At 72.1% G+C, this 16,857-nt stretch carries 16 protein-coding genes; 8 read left to right on the top strand and 8 right to left on the bottom strand.

Annotation, left to right across the window (positions count from 1 at the left end; genetic code table 11):
- The first annotated feature begins 77 nt into the window (after positions 1 to 77).
- The gene (locus WMF43_RS29805) at positions 78 to 683 is read left to right on the top strand and encodes a hypothetical protein (RefSeq protein ID WP_437669769.1); all 606 of its coding nucleotides are present in this window, start codon (positions 78 to 80) and stop codon (positions 681 to 683) included.
- A gap of 181 nt (positions 684 to 864) precedes the next feature.
- Here WMF43_RS29805 and WMF43_RS29800 read toward each other — a convergent pair whose 3' ends face one another.
- The 7 genes from WMF43_RS29800 to WMF43_RS29770 form a co-directional block, all read right to left on the bottom strand.
- The gene (locus WMF43_RS29800; protein ID WP_437669768.1) at positions 865 to 1,335 is read right to left on the bottom strand and encodes an energy transducer TonB; all 471 of its coding nucleotides are present in this window, start codon (positions 1,333 to 1,335) and stop codon (positions 865 to 867) included.
- Between the two features lie 281 nt (positions 1,336 to 1,616).
- Positions 1,617 to 2,723: a glycosyltransferase family 2 protein gene (locus WMF43_RS29795; protein WP_437669766.1), complete on the bottom strand. Its 1,107-nt coding sequence runs from the start codon at positions 2,721 to 2,723 to the stop codon at positions 1,617 to 1,619.
- On the bottom strand, positions 2,720 to 3,982 hold the full coding sequence (locus WMF43_RS29790; RefSeq protein ID WP_437669765.1) for a hypothetical protein: 1,263 nt from the start codon (positions 3,980 to 3,982) through the stop codon (positions 2,720 to 2,722). The genes WMF43_RS29795 and WMF43_RS29790 overlap by 4 nt, the downstream gene beginning before the upstream one ends.
- 49 nt (positions 3,983 to 4,031) lie before the next feature.
- Complete coding sequence (locus WMF43_RS29785; protein ID WP_437669764.1) at positions 4,032 to 5,687, bottom strand: sensor histidine kinase; 1,656 nt, start codon at positions 5,685 to 5,687, stop codon at positions 4,032 to 4,034.
- 206 nt (positions 5,688 to 5,893) lie between these two features.
- A complete protein-coding gene (locus WMF43_RS29780) occupies positions 5,894 to 6,910 on the bottom strand; it encodes a helix-turn-helix transcriptional regulator (protein WP_437669763.1) in 1,017 nt (338 codons plus the stop codon).
- A gap of 132 nt (positions 6,911 to 7,042) precedes the next feature.
- Positions 7,043 to 7,960, bottom strand: a complete 918-nt coding sequence (locus WMF43_RS29775) for an SMP-30/gluconolactonase/LRE family protein (protein ID WP_437669761.1) — start codon at positions 7,958 to 7,960, stop codon at positions 7,043 to 7,045.
- Between the two features lie 604 nt (positions 7,961 to 8,564).
- Positions 8,565 to 9,818 (bottom strand): YkgJ family cysteine cluster protein, encoded by a 1,254-nt coding sequence (locus WMF43_RS29770; protein WP_437669759.1) that lies wholly within the window; start codon positions 9,816 to 9,818, stop codon positions 8,565 to 8,567.
- Between the two features lie 518 nt (positions 9,819 to 10,336).
- Here WMF43_RS29770 and WMF43_RS29765 point away from each other — a divergent pair.
- From WMF43_RS29765 to WMF43_RS29750, 4 genes are all read left to right on the top strand, one after another.
- Positions 10,337 to 11,155 (top strand): TetR/AcrR family transcriptional regulator, encoded by an 819-nt coding sequence (locus tag WMF43_RS29765; protein ID WP_437669758.1) that lies wholly within the window; start codon positions 10,337 to 10,339, stop codon positions 11,153 to 11,155.
- Between the two features lie 318 nt (positions 11,156 to 11,473).
- A complete protein-coding gene (locus tag WMF43_RS29760) occupies positions 11,474 to 12,247 on the top strand; it encodes an acyl-CoA desaturase (protein ID WP_437669756.1) in 774 nt (257 codons plus the stop codon).
- Between the two features lie 447 nt (positions 12,248 to 12,694).
- Entirely contained in the window at positions 12,695 to 12,943 is a 249-nt protein-coding gene (locus WMF43_RS29755; protein ID WP_437669754.1) for a hypothetical protein, read from the top strand.
- Positions 12,944 to 12,946: 3 nt separating this feature from the next.
- Entirely contained in the window at positions 12,947 to 13,303 is a 357-nt protein-coding gene (locus WMF43_RS29750) for a hypothetical protein (RefSeq protein ID WP_437669752.1), read from the top strand.
- 111 nt (positions 13,304 to 13,414) lie between these two features.
- On the opposite strand, the gene WMF43_RS29745 is transcribed toward WMF43_RS29750, so the two are convergent.
- On the bottom strand, positions 13,415 to 14,299 hold the full coding sequence (locus WMF43_RS29745) for an alpha/beta fold hydrolase (RefSeq protein ID WP_437669750.1): 885 nt from the start codon (positions 14,297 to 14,299) through the stop codon (positions 13,415 to 13,417).
- Between the two features lie 525 nt (positions 14,300 to 14,824).
- Here WMF43_RS29745 and WMF43_RS29740 point away from each other — a divergent pair.
- The 3 genes from WMF43_RS29740 (at position 14,825) to WMF43_RS29730 (ending at position 16,799) form a co-directional block, all read left to right on the top strand.
- Positions 14,825 to 15,229 carry a VOC family protein gene (locus WMF43_RS29740; protein WP_437669748.1) on the top strand — a complete coding sequence of 135 codons (405 nt, stop codon included), beginning with the start codon at positions 14,825 to 14,827 and terminating at the stop codon, positions 15,227 to 15,229.
- A 345-nt stretch (positions 15,230 to 15,574) separates the two neighbouring features.
- Complete coding sequence (locus tag WMF43_RS29735) at positions 15,575 to 15,979, top strand: hypothetical protein (RefSeq protein ID WP_437669746.1); 405 nt, start codon at positions 15,575 to 15,577, stop codon at positions 15,977 to 15,979.
- A gap of 208 nt (positions 15,980 to 16,187) precedes the next feature.
- The gene (locus WMF43_RS29730; RefSeq protein WP_437669745.1) at positions 16,188 to 16,799 is read left to right on the top strand and encodes a cytochrome c-type biogenesis protein CcmH; all 612 of its coding nucleotides are present in this window, start codon (positions 16,188 to 16,190) and stop codon (positions 16,797 to 16,799) included.
- The last annotated feature ends 58 nt before the right edge of the window (positions 16,800 to 16,857 follow it).

Raw genomic sequence — 16,857 nt, 5'->3', positions numbered from 1 at the left:
GCCGGGGCGCCCGCGCCGCGATCCGGCGCGGAGAGGCGACGCTCGCGTTCGACCGCGGCCTCTATGCCCACCAGTCCGTGAAGAAGGCGCTCGACGAGGCGCACCACGGCAAGTGTTGCTATTGCGAGTCGAAAGTGAAGCATGTCGCGGCAGGCGACGTCGAGCATTACCGGCCGAAAGCGGCCGTCCAGCAGGCGCGCACGGCTCCCGTCGAGCGGCCCGGGTATTACTGGCTCGCCTACGAGTGGGACAATCTCCTGTTCTCATGCGGGATCTGCAACGGCACACACAAGCGAAATCTGTTCCCGCTCGGTAACCCCGAAGCTCGCGCTCGTTCCCGACGCGCGAAGCTCTCGGCGGAAGAGCCGCTGCTCGTACATCCCGCGCAAGACGAGCCGGAGCAGCTCATCGGCTACCGTGACGAGTACGCCTATGCGATCGATGGCGACCAGCGCGCTGAGGTCACCGTCAACGAGGTGTTGCGGCTGAACGACCGCCCGTCGCTCCTCGAGCGCCGTCGCGACCACCTCGCCCACGTTCGCAGGCTGCAGGAGATCGCGAACATGCCGGACGTCCCACCAGCGCTGCGCGCCGAGGCCAGCGCTTGGCTCGCGCGGAGCGTCGTCGCAGAGGCCGAGTACGCATCCATGACCCGCACCGCGCTCCGCCCGTCCTCCCCTTGATCAAGGCTGCCTGGTACCGTTCGCCAGGTCCGTCCCCAGGTTCCGCGAAGCCGCGCGCTGCTCGCGCAACCCGCCGCGCTCGGGCCGGGCGATGTGCCGATCGACCCGCGGTTCGGCTGGCCGGAGGAGGCAGCGCGGGGTGTCGGGTCCTCGGCATCATGTGCCCAGACGAGGCACGGCGTCAGGGGACAGGGCCAGGGGCGACGGCCTGCGGCGGTGGTCGTGGCGGCAGCCTGAACCGCAGGTTGAACACGTAGTCGACCGCCGTTGGCTTTCCTTTGAAGAGCACCGGCGTGTAGCGCCATGTCCTCGTCGCGTCGAGCACCTCCTGATCGAGGTACGGCAGCGACTTGATGACCCTGCAACCGGTCAGCTCACCCGAAGTCCGGATCACGCACTTCACGACCATCAGCCCCTCGATCCCGGCTTCGAGCGCCTCCTGCGTGTAGACCGGGTTTCGACCGGAGATCCGTATCGGCCTGCTGATGCCGTGTTTGGCCGGCGCGATCCTCGACCGCTCCTGCGGTGAGGCTCCGCTCGTACCGACGCCGCCCGGGGCGGACGCGGCCGTGCCGCCGCACGCCGCGAGGAGGTACAGGGACACGACAGCGGCGGCTCCGGAGAGCAGCGCCCGCGTGGGCTTCGGTCTCATTCGATGTGGCCTTCACGCTAACCAGGAACGAGTCCGCCGGTCAACCGCTACGGCTTGTCGTGGCGCGGGGGGCGGATCGACGTGTGGCTCGGCCGTCCCGAGGAGGCCGGCGTGGGGGTGGAGGCCTTGCCCTGGGGCACGGGAGCGCCGCCGCCTTTCGCCAGCATTGAAGTTATTGACGTCGATCTAGGGCTTTGAGCGCCCGCAGTCTATGATCGAGCCGGGCGGGCCGGCGCGCCGCCGCGCTGCGCGGCGGCGCGCCGGCGCACCTGAAGCGAGGCTCAGCTCGCTTCCGCGGCGCTCCTCGTGTTGCCCCCCGCGGCGACGGACAGCCGATCTCCGTTCCCGTGATACGACAGCGCGCCTCGCTTGAACCCCCCGTCGTGGACCCCGAAGTCCGCGCCCGCGGCCGCGCGCGCGAGGGCGCCGACCGCGTCCGCCGCGGCGATCCCGCCCATGATCGCCATGCCCGCGGCGCGGCGCGCCCCGCGGGTGTCGGAGAGGCCCTGGCGGCCCACCGCGCGGGCGCTGAAGCCGAGCCGCACCGCGAGCACGAGCAGCGGCGAGACCGGGCCGAGGCGGCTCAGCCATCGCCATTCCGACGGCAGGAAGGCCCGGCCGAGGTGCGGGGTGATCTCGACCGTATCGGCGCCGCGGAGCAGGCGCAGGCGGAGGAGCTCCCGCGCGCCGTCGGGGAAGCGGTGTGTCGTGTGCGCCCGCGGCTCGAAGCGGATCGGCACGCCGTCGGCCTCCAGGCGCATGCCGAGGATCTGGCAATGGCCCCGGTAGATGCCCTCGGCCGGGCGGTAGCGCCGGGCGGCGAAGACGTCGCGGTGGAACGCCACGTTGTTCGCATAGAAATTGCGCGTCGCGCCCTCCCCGAGCGGGCTCGGGAAGTACATGAAATCGATCGACGTGGCGGCGATGCCCAGGAGGTCGTCGCGGTATGTCGTCCGCCCCGCCACGACGCGCGTCGCGGGGTCCGCGAGGAACGGCGCGAACAGGCGCTCGAGCCACGCCGGGTCGGGCCAGCAATCGGCGTCGCCGAAGGCCACGACGTCGGCCGTCGTCGCGTCGAACCCCTGGTTCTTGGCCTCGTAATAGCCCGTGTCGTCCGCGAGGCGGACGAACCGCACGCCCCTCCCCGCGGCCGCCTCGAGGCGCGCCGCGTCGCGCTCGTCGAGGCCGTCGTGCGTGATCACGAGCTCCCGGAGATCGCCGAGCGGGAACGATTGCGCCGACAGGTGGCGGAGCAGCCGCTCGAGGCTCGCGACGACGCGCGCGGGATCGCTCGTCCCGCGCAGGTTGTTGGTCTCTAGCACGAGGGCGGTCGTCGGGCGCGCGGCGTGAGCCGCCGTGTCGACCGGGTGGGAATCGTGAGATGTCATGGGTGAACCTCCTTGGGTGCTGCCTTGTTCGATGCGAGATGAGATGCGAAGCGAGCCCGCCCCGCCGCGGGGGCGGCGGGCGCGAGCCCGGTGAGGACGTCGGTCCACACGCCGTGGATGGCGGAGACCACGGCGGCGGGAGACGGCCTGTCGAGCGCCCTGCCGCCGCGCGCCGCGAGCTCGGCCGCGGCCTCGCGCAGGCGGCGCTCGAGGCCTCCGGGCGCGGCGAGATCCACCGTCGCGAACGTGGCGCTCGAGCGCGCTGCGCTCGCCGCATTCGCCGCGCTCGCCGAGCCCCCCGACGGCGCGGCGAGGAACCGCACGTTCTCCCGCTGCTCCGGCTGGTCGGTGAGCAGCGCCAGGAACGGCACCCCGAAGAGCCGCGCCATGCCGACGGCGCCCATGCCCGGCGCGGACACGAGCAGGTCGGCCGCCGCCGCCACGTCGGCGAAGCGCGCGTCGTAGGGCCGGAAGCCCGGATACTGGGCGAGCCCCTCGGCCACGCCGTGCACGGCGTACCCCTCGGCGGCGAGCGCGCGGGAGAGCGCCGTCGCCAGCGCGGGGTCCGCGAAGTGCGGGTTCAGGTACACCGCCGCGAGGCGCCGATCCGCGCCGACGCCGAGCTCGGCCCGGACCTCGGCGGCCGAGCGCCCGGGCGCCGCGATGAGCGGCAGCAGCCGGTAGCTCCGGCGCGACGGATCGCGGCTGCCCGCGAACGGCGCGTCGAACGTGTGCTCGATCCGCGCGTGGGCCCGGCCGCGCAGCGCGCGGACCAGGGCGCCGAAGCCGCGGTCGACCAGCGCGGGGCAGCGGCCGTGGAAGTTCCCCTCGATCGCGCGCCACAGGTTCTCGCCGTGCACGTGGACCACGGGGCAGGGCAGCGCGTGCGCCCCCCCGTGCCCGCGCGCCCCGGCGAGGAGCAGCAGCGGGTGGAAATCGTTCACCACGTACGCCGCCCCGCGGCACAGGTCCGAGAGCCGCGCGAGGTCCCTCGGGCCGCGGCTCGGCGTGACCATGTACCGCAGCACGCACGCCTCGGTCGCGGCGCGCGCCATGTTCTGCCGCGCGTCGAACGCGACGCTGTAATGGCACGACAGCACCTCGCTCGGCGCCCCGAGCGCCGCGAGGAACGCGCGCCCCTCCTCCGACGTGGTGACCAGCGTCACGCGCACCCCCACGCGCGCGAGCAGGCGCCGCGCGAGGTGAGCGCGCATCAGGTGACCGCGGGCATCCGCGGCCGCGAGCCAGACGATCCGCATCGCAACCTCCCTCGACGCAAGAGGTTGCGACCCCTCCTTGAAATTCGCGCTAGGCGCCGGGTGAATCTTCCGCGGGCTTCGTGTGGACGCCGTGTGAAACGAGCGGCAGCCGGATCGTGAAGCGGGCGCCCTCGCCGGGCGGCGACGCCGCCTCGAGTGTCCCGCCGTGGGCCTCGACGATCGCCCTGGCGAGCGCGAGCCCGAGGCCCGTGCCCTGGCCGCCGCGGCGGCGGGTGAAGAACCGGTCGAAGACGCGGGGCAGGTCCTCGGCCGGGATCCCGGGCCCCGTGTCCGTCACCTCGATCTCGCACGCCCCGCCCCGCGCGCGCACCCGGGCGCGCACCGCGCCGCCCTCGCCCGCGAACGACGCGGCGTTCTCGAGCACGTTCTGGATCGCCGATTCCAGCCGCCCCGGGACGCAGCGCACGTGCGCCTCGGCGACCTCGGTGTCCACGCGGAGCGTCGCGTGCCGCGGGTCCTCGCAGAGGGCGCGCGCGAGGCCGGAGACGAGCTCGCCGGCGTCGATCACCGCGCGCTCCTCGTCGGGCAGGCCGGCCTCCGCGCGCGCGAGCTCCAGGAACTGGCTCACGACGGCGTCGAGCCGCTGGCTGCTGTCGTAGAGCGCCCGGCCGAGGCGCTCGGCGCGCGCCGCGGGCAGGTCGCCGCCGCCGCGCATCGTGTCCGCGGCCGCGCGCACGGCGGCGACGGGGCTCTTGAGCTCGTGGACGAGGTCGACCATGAACGCGTGGTTGCTCCGGCTCTGCTCGGCGATCGCCGCGAAGAGCGCGTTGAACGCGTCGGCGAGCTCGCCGATCTCGCGCGGCGCGCGCGGCGCGCGAGAGAGGATGCCCTCGCCGGACAGCGGCGCCTCGGCGCGGCTCAGCACCTCGTCCCGCAGCGCCTCGATCGGCCGCACGATGCGCCGCACGAGCAGCGCGCAGAGGGCGAGGCCGGAGAGCAGCGCGTACAGCGAGAGCTTCAGGAGCGGGTAACGCACGTCGTAGAGCGCCCGGATCGCGCGCGGCGAGCCCCTCTGCGCGAGCGCGACGACGGGCCCGTCCTCGGCGTCGATCCGGAGCGCCGCGTGGCAGACGAGCAGCTTGCCCCCGAGCGCGCTCGCGCAGCCCTCGTCCCGCCCGCGCTCGAGCGCGCGCTGGATCTCGGCCCGCTCGGGCAGCGGCGCCGACGCCGCGTCGTGGTCCCGGAGGGTCGGGGCGCCCTCGGGGCCGAAGAACAGATCCCCGGCGCGGTCGCGCAGCGACGTGGCCGGCTCGCCGTCGCGGTCGGCGATCACCCGGCCGCGGCCGTCGAGCACGCGGACGCGCGCGCCCTCCCGCGCGGCGGCCTCCTGGATCGCCGCGAGGCGCGCGGCCGTCCCGCCGCCCTTCGCCGAGGCCGCGGCCGTCCCGCCCTTCGCCGAGGCCGCGGCCGTCCCGCCCTCCGCCGAGGCCGAGGCGGGCGCCGCCATCGCGGCGCCCGCCGCCTCGGCGGCGCGGCGGGCGCTCGCGAGCATCTGCTCGGCCTCGATCTCGTCGAGCTGGCGCGCGCCGAAGATCACCGCGACGGGCGCGAGCACCACCGCGACGACGAGGGCGTAGGCCCGGCCGCGCAGCGAGCTCCGCCGCTCGACGGCGTGGGCCCCCTCTTGCAGCAGGGCGCCGGCGGTGCGCCCGCGGAGGGCGCGCAGGAGGCGGAGCGCGCGCACGCCGATCGCCTCAGGGACGGGCCCGGTGCGCGGCGTCGTCCTCGACGAAGAGGATCTTGGCCATGGGGTAGGGGGCGCGATTATCGCCGAGGTGACCCGCGCCGGGAGCGCATTTCGGCCGCGGCGCCTCCGGCGTGCCGCCCGTGGACCCTTGCCTCGCGGCCGAGCGCGCGGCCCCGCGGCCCGCCTGCGGCCCCGCGCCCGCCTCACAGCGCGCGGAGGGCGGGCGCGTCCTCGGGCCGCTCGCGCGCGCCGTCGTGCGGGCGCTCGTGCGGCGAGCTCGCGCGGTGCTGCGCCCGGTACTCCGAGGGGCTGACGCCCTCGGAGCGCCGGAACTGCTCGGCGAAGCGCGACGCCGAGTCGTACCCGCAGGCGGTCGCGACCTCGAGCACGCCGTGGCGCCCGGAGCGCAGGAGCGTCCTGGCGAGGTCGAGCCTCTCCTTCCACAGGAGGGCCCGGAACGACAGCCCCCGCGCGCCGAGCCGGCGGCGCAGCGTCGCGTTGCTCACGCCGAGCGCGCGCGCCACGTCCTCCACCGTCCACGGGCGCGCCGGGTCGCGGCGCACCAGCGTCCTCACCGCGAGCGTGGGATCGAGCGCCAGGGTCGAGGACGCCGTGCGCGCCTCCTCGAGCTGCTCCCGGTGCTGGAGCAGCAGCGTCAGCACGAGGTCCTCCAGCCGGTGGGTGATGAGCAGCGCGTGGGCGCCGGGCAGCAGCAGCGTGTTCACGAGGTGGATCAGCGCCTGGATCGACGGCAGCGCCGACCGCAAGAGGTGCGGCCTGTCCGCCTCGAAGCCGCCGAGCCCCCGCTGGACGCAGAGCGTCGGGTACCGCCGCTGGAGCCGCTCGTCGACCTCGCAGAGCAGCTCGATGGCGAACGTCCGGTAGACGCCGCGCTCCGGATCGGGCTCGTTCACGACCTCCAGCGGCACGCCCGGCGGCATGAGCAGGATCTGCCCCTCGCGGGCGACGAGCTGCGTGTTGCCGTGCGGACCGTCCAGGAGGATCCGCTTCGACCCGTCGAGCAGGAGCGCGATGATCGGCCGCGGCAGCTGCTTGATCGACATCCGCTCGCGCGTGCGGGTGAAAAATTCCATCCACCGGGCCTGCCCGGCGCCGCTCGAGGACGACGCGCGCTCCAGGCGGCCCAGGGCGTCCTTGAGCGATCGCCAGGCCTCGGCGTGATCGCTGGGCTCGAGCAACCGGGTGAGCTGGGTCGTCATCGTCGGCGTGGATCCTTCTGGGGTTGTGTTGTGGAGCGGAGCTCTCCCGAGGCGGGCGGCGCGCCTCGGGGCCGGCGAGATCGGGTGATCTTACCCTGCGTCGTCCGCAGGGCGAAGCGCCCCTCCGGGGGCTCATTTCATGTCGAGCAGGACGAGCTCGCCGTCGTTGAAGAGCGGCACGAGCAGGCGGTTCCGCGCGCGGTCCCAGCCGATGTCGGCGGGGCTCGGGAGATCCGCGGCGATCGTCGAGATGTGCGGCGCCCCTTCGCCGGCGAGGTCGACCTCGAAGACGGCGCTCGCGTCCCAGCTCGACGCCAGCAGCCGGCCGTCGTCGAGGCGCACGAGGCCGTCCAGCGTGCCGGCCGGCAGGGTGATCTCGCGCCGCTTGGCCCCCGAGGCGTCGAACGCGTCGAGCCGGGCGGCGCCCAGGTAGGCGACCCAGATCTCGTCGGTCGCGGAGGCCACGCCGTTCGGGTGCGGCAACGCGGGGTCGGAGAGCAGCCGCGAGGCCTGCCCGTCGGGCGCGATCACGACGAGCGCGTCGGAGCCGGTCGGCGTGATCGCGTCGCCCTCGAGGGTCACGCCGGTGTCCGAGACCAGGATCGACCCATCGGGCATGACCGTGACGTCGTTGAGCAGGCTCGCCCCGGGTACCTCGATGTCCTGGAGCGGCGCGCCGTCGCGCGCGTCGAAGACGCGGACCACGTCGATGTCGGCGACGTAGAGCTTGCCATCGGCGATGGCCATCCCCTTGGGGGCGTTCAGGGTCACGCCCTCCGACGCCCCATCGATCCACGCGAGATCGAGGATCTCGCCGGCGGGCGAGACGCGCGAGATGAACGCCCGGCCGTCCTTGTCGACCGGCGAACCGTCGATGTTCGAGACGAGGTAGACGTCGCGCTCCTCGTCGTGGAGCACGGACTCCGGCGTGTTGAACCCGGAGGCGGTGCGCCGCCCCGGCGCCTCCTGAGACGGTCCCTCCGCGCACGCCGGGAGGGCGGCGGAGAGGCAGGCGAGGCTTGTGGCGAGGAACTTCTGGCGCGAGGTCATGGTCGTGGCTCCTTCGGGGAAAACCGCCCGGCGGCGCGCCGGAACGTGCGCTAACCGTGCGCCCGAGGCGCGCGCGGTGCGCGCCCGCGGAGCTCATTGACGCGCCCGAAACGCTCACCCGCGCAGCGCGGCGGACGGCGCGCAGGGCACGGGCGTTGCTTGACCCCGGGGCAACCCACATTCCACAGGAGGAAGCCATGGAGTCGAACGTCTCGAGCGAGATGAAGCCATTCAGCGTCCTGGCGGGGATCGATCTCTCGCCCGCGAGCCGAGGGGTCCTGCTCCGGGCCTTGTGGCTGGCGAACTCGGAGGAGGCGGGCAGCGAGGTGCACGTCGTCGCGGTCGCGGACCCGGACAAGCGGACGCTGGGCCTGGAGGGCCTCGCCGAGCCCGTGGACGGCCCTTCCGTTGCGGCCCGGCTCCAGGAGCTCACGACCCGCGCCGTCGAGGAGTTCACCGCGCCGCCGCGGACGGTTCACGTGCAGCGCGTCCTCACGCACCTCCTCACCGGCGATCCGACGCATCAGCGCCTGCCCACGCCCGCCCCGCGTGGCCCGAAGAGCCCGGCTGTCGCCAGCGCGCCGCCGGGAGCAACGGGGCTGGTTCAGGCCTCGGAGGCCAGCAGGGCGCGGAAGCTCTCGCGCTTCGTGAGCAGGAGCCAGCGCAGGTTCTTCATGAGCTTGCCCTGCTCCGAGAGGGCGGCGTGGCTCAGCAGGAGCAGCTCGGCGACGCCGATCCCCTCCCGCACGTCCTCGTGGCTGACCTTCGTCCGGCCGTCGGCCGCCGCGCGGCAGCGGGCGAAGCGGGAGATCACGACGGTGGCGAGCGAGAGATCGAGCACGGTGGCGAGCAGGTGGCGGGGCGTCGAGAAGATGTGCCGGCGCTGGAGCACGAGGCGCAGGTAGTCCCGGACGAGCGCCCCTTCCGCGTCGCCGAGGAAGCGGTCGACCGTGCGCACCCGCTGCAGCTTGAACGGCTTCGCCACGAACAGCATGTCGAGGGTGCCCCGGCCGAGCATCCAGGCGACCTTGTTCCAGAAGCTGCGCAGCCCGTGGAACGCGGTCCACGGGGCCTTTCCGACCCGCTGGGTCCCGCGGACCCGCGACGGATAACACAGGCCGCCGAGCAGGTAGGCGAAGAGCACCCGGGCATAGAAGGAAGGTTTGGCGCGCGGCGTGAGCGGCTCGACCTCCTGGCCGAGCGCCTGCCGCAGGGCTGCCTCGACGGGCGCGTCCGTCGCGCGCTCGGCGCCTGGGGGGAGCGCCCGCTCGAAGGCGGTGGTCACGTCGTAGAGCCGCGCCAGCGTCGACGCCGGCGACGTGTCGGCCCCGAGCTGCTCCTCCCATTGCTTCGCCACGCGCAGGTACGAGGACTGGGGGACGATGGTCCCGCTCAGCGTCGCGAGCGCCGTCGACATCCGCTCTGCCCCGCCCGTTTGCTGGAGCTTCGCCTTGAGCTGGCGGTCCACCGGCTGGCCGTAGTTGTCGCGGATCGACGGGCACAGGTGGGAGAGCTGGGCGACGACGACGTCCTTCTCGTCGCGCACGAAGCCGAAGGGGAAGGCCTGGCACGCGCGCGGGATGTACTCGTGGCCGAACTGCTTCTGCATGCCGCAGAGCATGTCGTCGTCGAGGAAGACGCACTGGAGCCGGCCGTCCTTCTCCCGCATGGGCAGGACGCCGCGCGCAATGACCTCGGCCCCCTCGCTCCCGGCGCGCTCACGGACCCATGGCTCGTCGAGGTACCGTTTGGCCTCTTCACCGCTGAAGCGGATGCTCCAGGGCATCCGGCAGCACCGCGCCGGGCAGTCGCGGCACTCGAACCGCTGGTTCGGGGGAGAGGAGAGCTTCGTCGCCATGCGCGGCGGGACGATACACCGCAGCGTGGACAGGCGCCCGGCCGCGGCGCGCCGAAGGCACGTGGCGCCCGCTCGCCCGGCGATGGGGCCGGGCGAGCGGGGCGGGTCGGATCACGACCACAAAATAATCAGCGCCGCCGGGGTCTCAGGGGGGCGAAGACCACACCGGCGGCACTGGCCGGGAATAGAGCACGGTCCGTGCCATACGGAGCAACCCGAGAACCGGGTCGTTGCGTCGCCTACGGAAGCGCTTGCTTTTCGATCCTGAAACATTCGGCTCGCACGCGTGAAGGATTGTTAGAAATCTTTCTTTACGAAGTGATCCCGTTCACAACAAAATATTCCGTGTAGGACGGAACACGGGTTGGGCGGCGGCAGGTCGGCCGCGCCGCCGCGACGCGCGCGTTGACGTGCTCCGTCGCCGGCGCGCATAGTGAGCCCATGAGGCGTTCCGTAGCAGGTATCGTACGTAGTACGGAACCTGGTGCCGGCGGACGTGGGAGCGCGCGGGCGTCGCGATGAAGAAGACCCCTGCGAAGCGGGCCAGCAAGCCGCCGCCGCGCGAGAGGGAGGGGCGGGGAGCCGACCCTGCCCGGAGCCTCGCGCTGCTCTGGGGCTCTCACGGCAAGCCGGGGAGATCGGGGCTGACCGTGCGCGCCATCGTCTCGACGGCGATCGAGCTCGCCGACGCGGGAGGGCTCGAGGCCGTCTCCATGCGTCACCTCGCCGACCTGCTCGAGGTGGGGACGATGTCGCTCTACACCCACGTCCCCGGCAAGGCCGAGCTGACCGATCTCATGGTCGACACGGTCTATGGCAGCCTCTACGACGACGTGGACGCGCCGTCGCGGCAGCCGGGCGGGTGGCGCGGGGCGCTCAGGTACATCGCCACGCGCAACTGGGAGCTCTACCAGCGGCACCCGTGGCTGCTCGAGATCGTCGCGGCGCGCCCCGTGCTCGGCCCGAACGCCACGCTCAAATATGAGGCCGAGCTGCGCCCGCTCGACGACCTGGGCCTCACCGACGTGGAGATGGACTCGGTGCTCACGCTCCTGCTCACGCACGTCGAAGGCGCCGCGAGGGCCCAGGCGAGCGCGAGGCGCACCCGCCAGGAGAGCGGCATGACCGACGTGGAGTGGTGGGTCGCCACCGCGCCGCTGCTCGACAAGGTCGTGGATGCCAGGCGGTTCCCCGTCGCGACCCGCGTCGGGCAGTCGGCGGGGCAGGCGCATCAGGGGGCGTCGAGCCCAGAGCACGCCTTCGGCTTCGGCCTCGATCGCATCCTCGACGGGGTGGGGCTCCTGATCTCCGAGCGGCGCGATCCCACGGCGCGCTGACCGGGCCTGACCGCGCCTCGTCGCGACGGCGCGGCGGCGCGAGCGCGCGAAGCGTCTGCGACGTACGCCCGAACGGCCTGTCCGTGACAGCGCGGGCTCGGCGCGCAACGAAGTCGAGCCCAGCTCGCCGCGGACACAGGGGACACGCAGAACTCACGGGCGCATCACGGCCCCATGGCCTGGTCGTCGTCACGGACGGAAAACCTTGCTTGCGGGACATAACCGAACGGGAGCTCAACACAAGGCTTTGGCAAAGCTCCTGCAAATCGTGACCTGGGGCTGACCGTCGCCGGGCCAGATCCGGTGTACAAGCCGGGCATGGAGCTCGTAATTGTCCTTATTGCCCACTCGACGCTCTCGGTCTTTTTTCAGACCTTCTTCCTGCATCGGTACGCATCGCATCGGATGTTCACGATGTCGAGGCGCTGGGAGCGGACGTTCCACCTGCTCACGTACCTCACGCAGGGGTCCTCGTACCTTGTGCCGCGGGCGTATGCGATCTTGCATCGCATGCACCACGCGTACAGCGACACGCCGAAGGACCCGCACTCGCCGCGGCACTTCGCGGGGCCCGCGTCGATGATGTGGGCGACCAAGAAGCGCTACGACGCGTTGTGCGACGGCACGGCCGAGGTCGAGCCGCGGTTCCTCGGCGGCTACCCCGAGTGGCCGACGCTCGATCGCATCGGGAACTCGTGGACCAGCCGCCTGGCCTGGGGCACGGGCTACGCGCTCTTCTACATCGCCTTTGCCACGCAGTGGTGGCAGCTCCTGTTCCTCCCGCTCCACTGGACCATGGGCCCGCTGCACGGCGCCATCGTGAACTGGTGCGGCCACCGCTACGGCTACCGCAATTTCAACAGCGACGACGACTCGCGCAACACGCTGACCCTCGACCTCGTGACGCTCGGGGAGCTCTTCCAGAACAACCACCACAAGTACTCGATGAGCCCGAACTTCGCGGTGCGCTGGTTCGAGATCGACCCGGCCTATCAGGTCATCCGCGTGTTCGCCTGGCTGGGCGTCCTCCAGCTCCCCGAGCAGCGCCAGGTCGCCCGGCTGGAGCCCGGGTCCGCGCGTGTCGAGGGGTGAACGCCACCCCCGGACGGGGGTGTCTCCTGACGCCCGGCGCGCAGGATCGTGAAAAAGCACCGCATCGACGACATCGGCGTGTCCATGATGAACTTTCGTGGTGCCGCGGCTCTTTCTCTGGTATAGCTGGTGCTCGCGCAGCGAAGGTGATGCGCAGTTGAACAACGTGCCGTCCGGCCCCGTCGAGGCCGAGCGATAGACGAGGCCGTCAGAGCCGATCGAGGCAGCTCCTGCGTGAAGCTCCGGGAGCGCTCCCCCGGCGTGCCTTCCACGTTCGAGAGAAACCCGGTACCTCGGCTCGGTCTCCTCGGTCTCCTCGGTCTCGATGCGGCGCACGCGGCGGTCCGGGTGAGGCCTGGAAGGCCGCGCCCGCCGGTCCGGTCGCGTCACGTGTCGGTTGATTTCGCTCGTCCAGCGCGCGGGCCGAGCACAAGGAAAGTGGACGCCATGAAAGATAGTCTGTCGCGGGTCGTGGATGGAGTGGAAGAGCGGCTCTGCTGGCGCTTCCAGGTGCACGGGAAGAGCGAGGCCACCTACGAGCCTGCCAGCGCTTCGCGCGGCCCGTTCGACCGCGACCGCCAGCGGCACCTCAAGCAGGGCGAGACGTTCCTGCGGCTGGACCGCTCGGGCTCACCCCGGAAATACAACGGGCTCACCTGGCAGCCAAAGAGCGCGATCGCCGGGTCCGGGGCGTAGGCCATGCCCCTACCCCAGAAGCCCGTCACCTCCGCCGAGCTGCTCGCCACCGCGGCCCACCTCAACTTCCGCGCGACGTCGCGGGACCGGAGCGGCTCGACGCTCGGCGTGCTCGTCGACGCGTCCGGCGCGCAGCAATTCCTCGTGATCGCGTCGGGCGGAGCAGAGGGCACCTGGACCTTGTCCAGCGCGCTGCCCGTCGGCATGGTCCCGTTCCTCCTGTACGAGAGCGCCGCCAACGTGCTGCGCGGCGGAAGCCTGAGCGAGGACGGGAGCATCGACTACTACGGCGCGCGGTACACGATCGAATCGTGGTTCGACGGCAATACCCGCGCAGCGAAGGTGAGCGGCAGCGCCTGACCGGCCGGCAGCGCGAACACCCCATGCTCGCGGCGCGCCGGTCGAGCGCGCCGCTGCGCCGCAGCGTGATCCTCGCCGTTCCGTGGACGAGCCCCCGCGGCGCCGGCTCGCCTACTTCAGGAAGGCATTCCGGATCTGCTGGTTGACGTAACCCGGCTTCTCGCGCATCAAGAAGTGCCCGCCATCCTGCACGTATTTCATCGTGTAACGGCTGTACCAGGGCGTGACGAGGTCGGTCCACACGGACGGGACCACCGGATCTCCCATGCCCTGCAGGAACGTCACGGGGCAGTCGGAGATGGTCCGGTCGAGCGGGGTCCAGGGCTGGCTCGTGATGGACAGGTTGGCGCGGTAGAAGTTGAAGCCGCCGTGGATGTTGCCCGGCTTCATGAAGTTGTCGACGTAGATCTCGAGCTCTTCCCCCTGGAAGAGGCCCTTGTCGTACGACCAGTGGTTCAGGAAGTGGCGGAAGTAGGTGCGGCACGCGTCGCGGCTCGAGCCGACCAGCTCGACGGCCATGTCGAGCTGGTGGAACTGCGAGTACCACGACTCGGGGAAGTGCCCGGGGCTCAGGTACCGCCCCTCGAACCCCGGCGTGATGGGGTTGATGATCGCGGCCTCGATCACCTTGTCGCGGTGCTTGCGCACGAACTTGTGCAGCACGATCGCGGCGTAGTCGTGGCCCACGAGGAAGGCCTGCTCGATGCCGAGGCTGTCGAGCAGCTGGGCGATGTCCTCCACGACGCGATCGAGGTGGAAGAGCTCGATGCGCGAGAGATCGGGCTTCTCGGAGTCGCCATAACCCCGCATGTCGGGCACGATGACGTCGAAGCCGTCGGCGAGGGGGCCGATGTTCTTGTGCCACTCCCACCAGAAGCCCGGCCACCCGTGGAGCAGGAGGAGCGGCCTTCCGCGCCCTTCACGCACGAAGTGAAGGCGGATATCTGCGAGCTGAGCGTAATGATGCTTGAAGTCTTCGGGGCGTCGCAAGGTCATGAGCCGCTCCTTCAGGGACAGGCGCGCTGGGGTCGCGCCGCAGCGCGGTGCGGCGGCCAGGAGACGCGAACACGTTTGCGGGTGTCAAGCAGATGATTCGCGCCGTCCGCCGCGGCCCGTCGGTGGTCCAGCGGGCATGGCGGCGAGGGCGGGGAGGGCTCACGACCCGGACTGGATCAGGGCCCGGCGGAGCAGCTCCCGCTGCGCGGCGGCCAGCTGCGCGGCGGCCACAGGAAGAGCGGCGCAGCGCCGCCGGCGAGCGCGATGAGGAGCCCCGAAGCGGCCGGGCTTGACAGATCTCTCCGAACCCGTACAGTGTACGGGACACGTTACGGAACGCTGCGGCACGGCGCGCCCCGCGGGGGCTGCCGCGGCGGTCTGTCCTGCTGGGGCGGCGAGGTGCTCGGATGTACCTCGGCCGGAAGGCCCTCGCCGGACATGGCGCCCGTGCGAGCCGACGAAGGGGGTGTCGGCTCGATGCGCGGCAGCTCGCGTCAGCGCTCGTCCAGAGAAGAGAGGAGAACCATGAAGATCACCGCATCTGCCATTTCTCTCACGGTCGTCGACGTCAAGGCGTCGAGCGTGTTCCTCGTCGAGCACCTCGGGTTTCGCGAGGAGATGTCCGCGGACGGGTTCGTCGCCCTCACCCGGGAGGACGTTGGGATGAACATCGTGTTCCTCCGCCGCGGGATCGAGGTGCTGCCGGAGGCCTATCGCAATCAGTGCGCCGCGGGCGTGATCGTCGCGTTCGTCGTCCGCGGGCTGGAGGGCGAGGAGGCGCGGCTGCGCGGCGAGGGGGTCGAGATCACGCTCCCGCTGCGAGAGGACCCCTGGGGCGAGCGGCTCTTCCAGGTCACCGATCCGAACGGGATCGTCTACGAGCTCGTGGAGTGGGCGAACGGGGTGGGGCCGACGCAGGGCGCAGCCTGAGCTGCCAGCCGGAGCGCGCTGAGAGGGCCTGAAGAGCCCTCTGCTCTCCCGGCCCGGCAGCCAGGCCGGCGCCGGCGGCCGTCACCTGCCACAGGGTGTCACCGGGCACCCGGTGGCAGTGTGTCACCCGCCGTGCTCCGAGGAAACAGCGCGTTTCCCGTCGGCCCGCCGAGCGCGGACCTGGACGGCGCGGCTCCACGCAACCCGAAAGCGCGGCGCGTGCTCCCGAGAGGGGCTCGATCCTCGGGCATCGGCGGGTTTCCGCGCCTGGCCTGCCGGTTGCTGAGGCGGAGGGCGCTGCCGTCGCGAAGAGTCGACGGCCACACCAGAAGGGGAGAACTCGACATGATGTTCGAACGATCCGTGCTCATCCGCCGCGCCCTCATCGCCATCGCCGCCGTGGTGCCCATCGGCGCAGCGGTCGCCACGAGCATGCCGAAGGATGCCGTCGCCGGATGCCAGATCACGGTGAGCGTGCGCAACACCGGGAATCAGGCGTTCACGGTGCACTGGGACGAGAGCAAGGTGAAGGTGTCCGGCGGCACGTGGGACAAGCTCGCGAGGAACTCGTCCGAGGTGGTCGGAGCGGGTCAGACGAAGTCGATCGTCTACGGGGCGCTCTTGGGCTGCGGCGCGAACCGTCGATACCAGATCCACACGAGCCAGGGCGGCGATGAGGAGACGACCTACTTCCCGAGCTCGAGCGACTGGACGAAGGACGAGACGCCCAGGGTGGACGTCTCGATGTGAGGTCGCCTCGAGCGCTGCTCGCGCCGGTCTCGCATCGAGGGAGGGGAGGCTGCGTGTGACGAATCGAGGGAGGTGACGCCGCGTGCGCCGAGGCCGCGGCGGGCCGCCTCCGTGTGTCCCCGGCCTTCGCTCGGACATGGCGGTACGGCGACGTGCGCGACATCGTGTCGCAGGGCCTCGGCGGCCGGAGGCGCTAGCCTGTCTCGCCATGATCCAGCGAGAGCACGGCGGGGCCGCGAGGGACCCGGACCGTTCCCCTCACGGCGCGGGCGAGGTGAGCTCGCCGTTGCGTCTCCGGCCCCTGCGGAGCTCGCGCTGGCGCCGCGCGGCGGCGATGGCCGCCGTCGCCGCGAGCGTGGCGCTCGACGCCAGGGCCGAGCCCGCGACGCCCGGGCAGGCCGAGGCCGAGCTCGTCGACTCGACCCCGGCGCCCGGTGAGCGGGCGCTCGCAGCGCGTCTGCTCGCGCCCTGTTGCTGGGATCAGACGCTCGATGTCCACGAGTCGGAGGTGGCGAGCGCTCTTCGTCGCGAGATCCGCGCCCGCCTCCGTCGGGGAGAGGCCGCGGACGCCATCGAGCAGGACCTCGTCGCGCGTTATGGCGACCGCCTCCGCGCGGCGCCTTCGTCAGGCCTCCTCGGCAAGGTCGCCCTGGGCTTGATGCTCGGCATCGCGGCGACCTTTCTCGGGGTCTTCGCCCTGCTGCGCTCGTGGAGGCGCAGCGCCGAGCAGCCTGCTCCGTCCGACGTCGCCGTCACGACGGGTGTTCGCGATGAGTATGACGAGCGCCTCGACAACGAGCTCCGGGAGCGCGACGCGTGAGCGCGCCGTACTTGGGCGCCCGTGGCGCGGTGGTCGCTCGGCGCGTCCGGCTCCCACG

Source organism: Sorangium sp. So ce131 (assembly GCF_051519095.1).
GTDB lineage: Bacteria > Myxococcota_A > Polyangia > Polyangiales > Polyangiaceae > Sorangium.
Note: the sequence above shows the minus strand (reverse complement) of the source record. Positions and strands in the feature narration are given on the sequence as shown.

Coding starts and splice junctions, on each gene's coding strand:
- WMF43_RS29750 (WP_437669752.1), top strand. CDS start 12,947: ATGCCCCTACCCCAGAAGCCCGTCACCTCCGCCGAGCTGCTCGCCACC.
- WMF43_RS29795 (WP_437669766.1), bottom strand. CDS start 2,723: ATGACATCTCACGATTCCCACCCGGTCGACACGGCGGCTCACGCCGCG.
- WMF43_RS29730 (WP_437669745.1), top strand. CDS start 16,188: ATGATCCAGCGAGAGCACGGCGGGGCCGCGAGGGACCCGGACCGTTCC.
- WMF43_RS29760 (WP_437669756.1), top strand. CDS start 11,474: ATGGAGCTCGTAATTGTCCTTATTGCCCACTCGACGCTCTCGGTCTTT.
- WMF43_RS29790 (WP_437669765.1), bottom strand. CDS start 3,982: ATGCGGATCGTCTGGCTCGCGGCCGCGGATGCCCGCGGTCACCTGATG.
- WMF43_RS29740 (WP_437669748.1), top strand. CDS start 14,825: ATGAAGATCACCGCATCTGCCATTTCTCTCACGGTCGTCGACGTCAAG.
- WMF43_RS29775 (WP_437669761.1), bottom strand. CDS start 7,960: ATGACCTCGCGCCAGAAGTTCCTCGCCACAAGCCTCGCCTGCCTCTCC.
- WMF43_RS29735 (WP_437669746.1), top strand. CDS start 15,575: ATGATGTTCGAACGATCCGTGCTCATCCGCCGCGCCCTCATCGCCATC.
- WMF43_RS29745 (WP_437669750.1), bottom strand. CDS start 14,299: ATGACCTTGCGACGCCCCGAAGACTTCAAGCATCATTACGCTCAGCTC.
- WMF43_RS29765 (WP_437669758.1), top strand. CDS start 10,337: ATGAAGAAGACCCCTGCGAAGCGGGCCAGCAAGCCGCCGCCGCGCGAG.
- WMF43_RS29780 (WP_437669763.1), bottom strand. CDS start 6,910: ATGACGACCCAGCTCACCCGGTTGCTCGAGCCCAGCGATCACGCCGAG.
- WMF43_RS29755 (WP_437669754.1), top strand. CDS start 12,695: ATGAAAGATAGTCTGTCGCGGGTCGTGGATGGAGTGGAAGAGCGGCTC.
- WMF43_RS29770 (WP_437669759.1), bottom strand. CDS start 9,818: ATGGCGACGAAGCTCTCCTCTCCCCCGAACCAGCGGTTCGAGTGCCGC.
- WMF43_RS29800 (WP_437669768.1), bottom strand. CDS start 1,335: ATGAGACCGAAGCCCACGCGGGCGCTGCTCTCCGGAGCCGCCGCTGTC.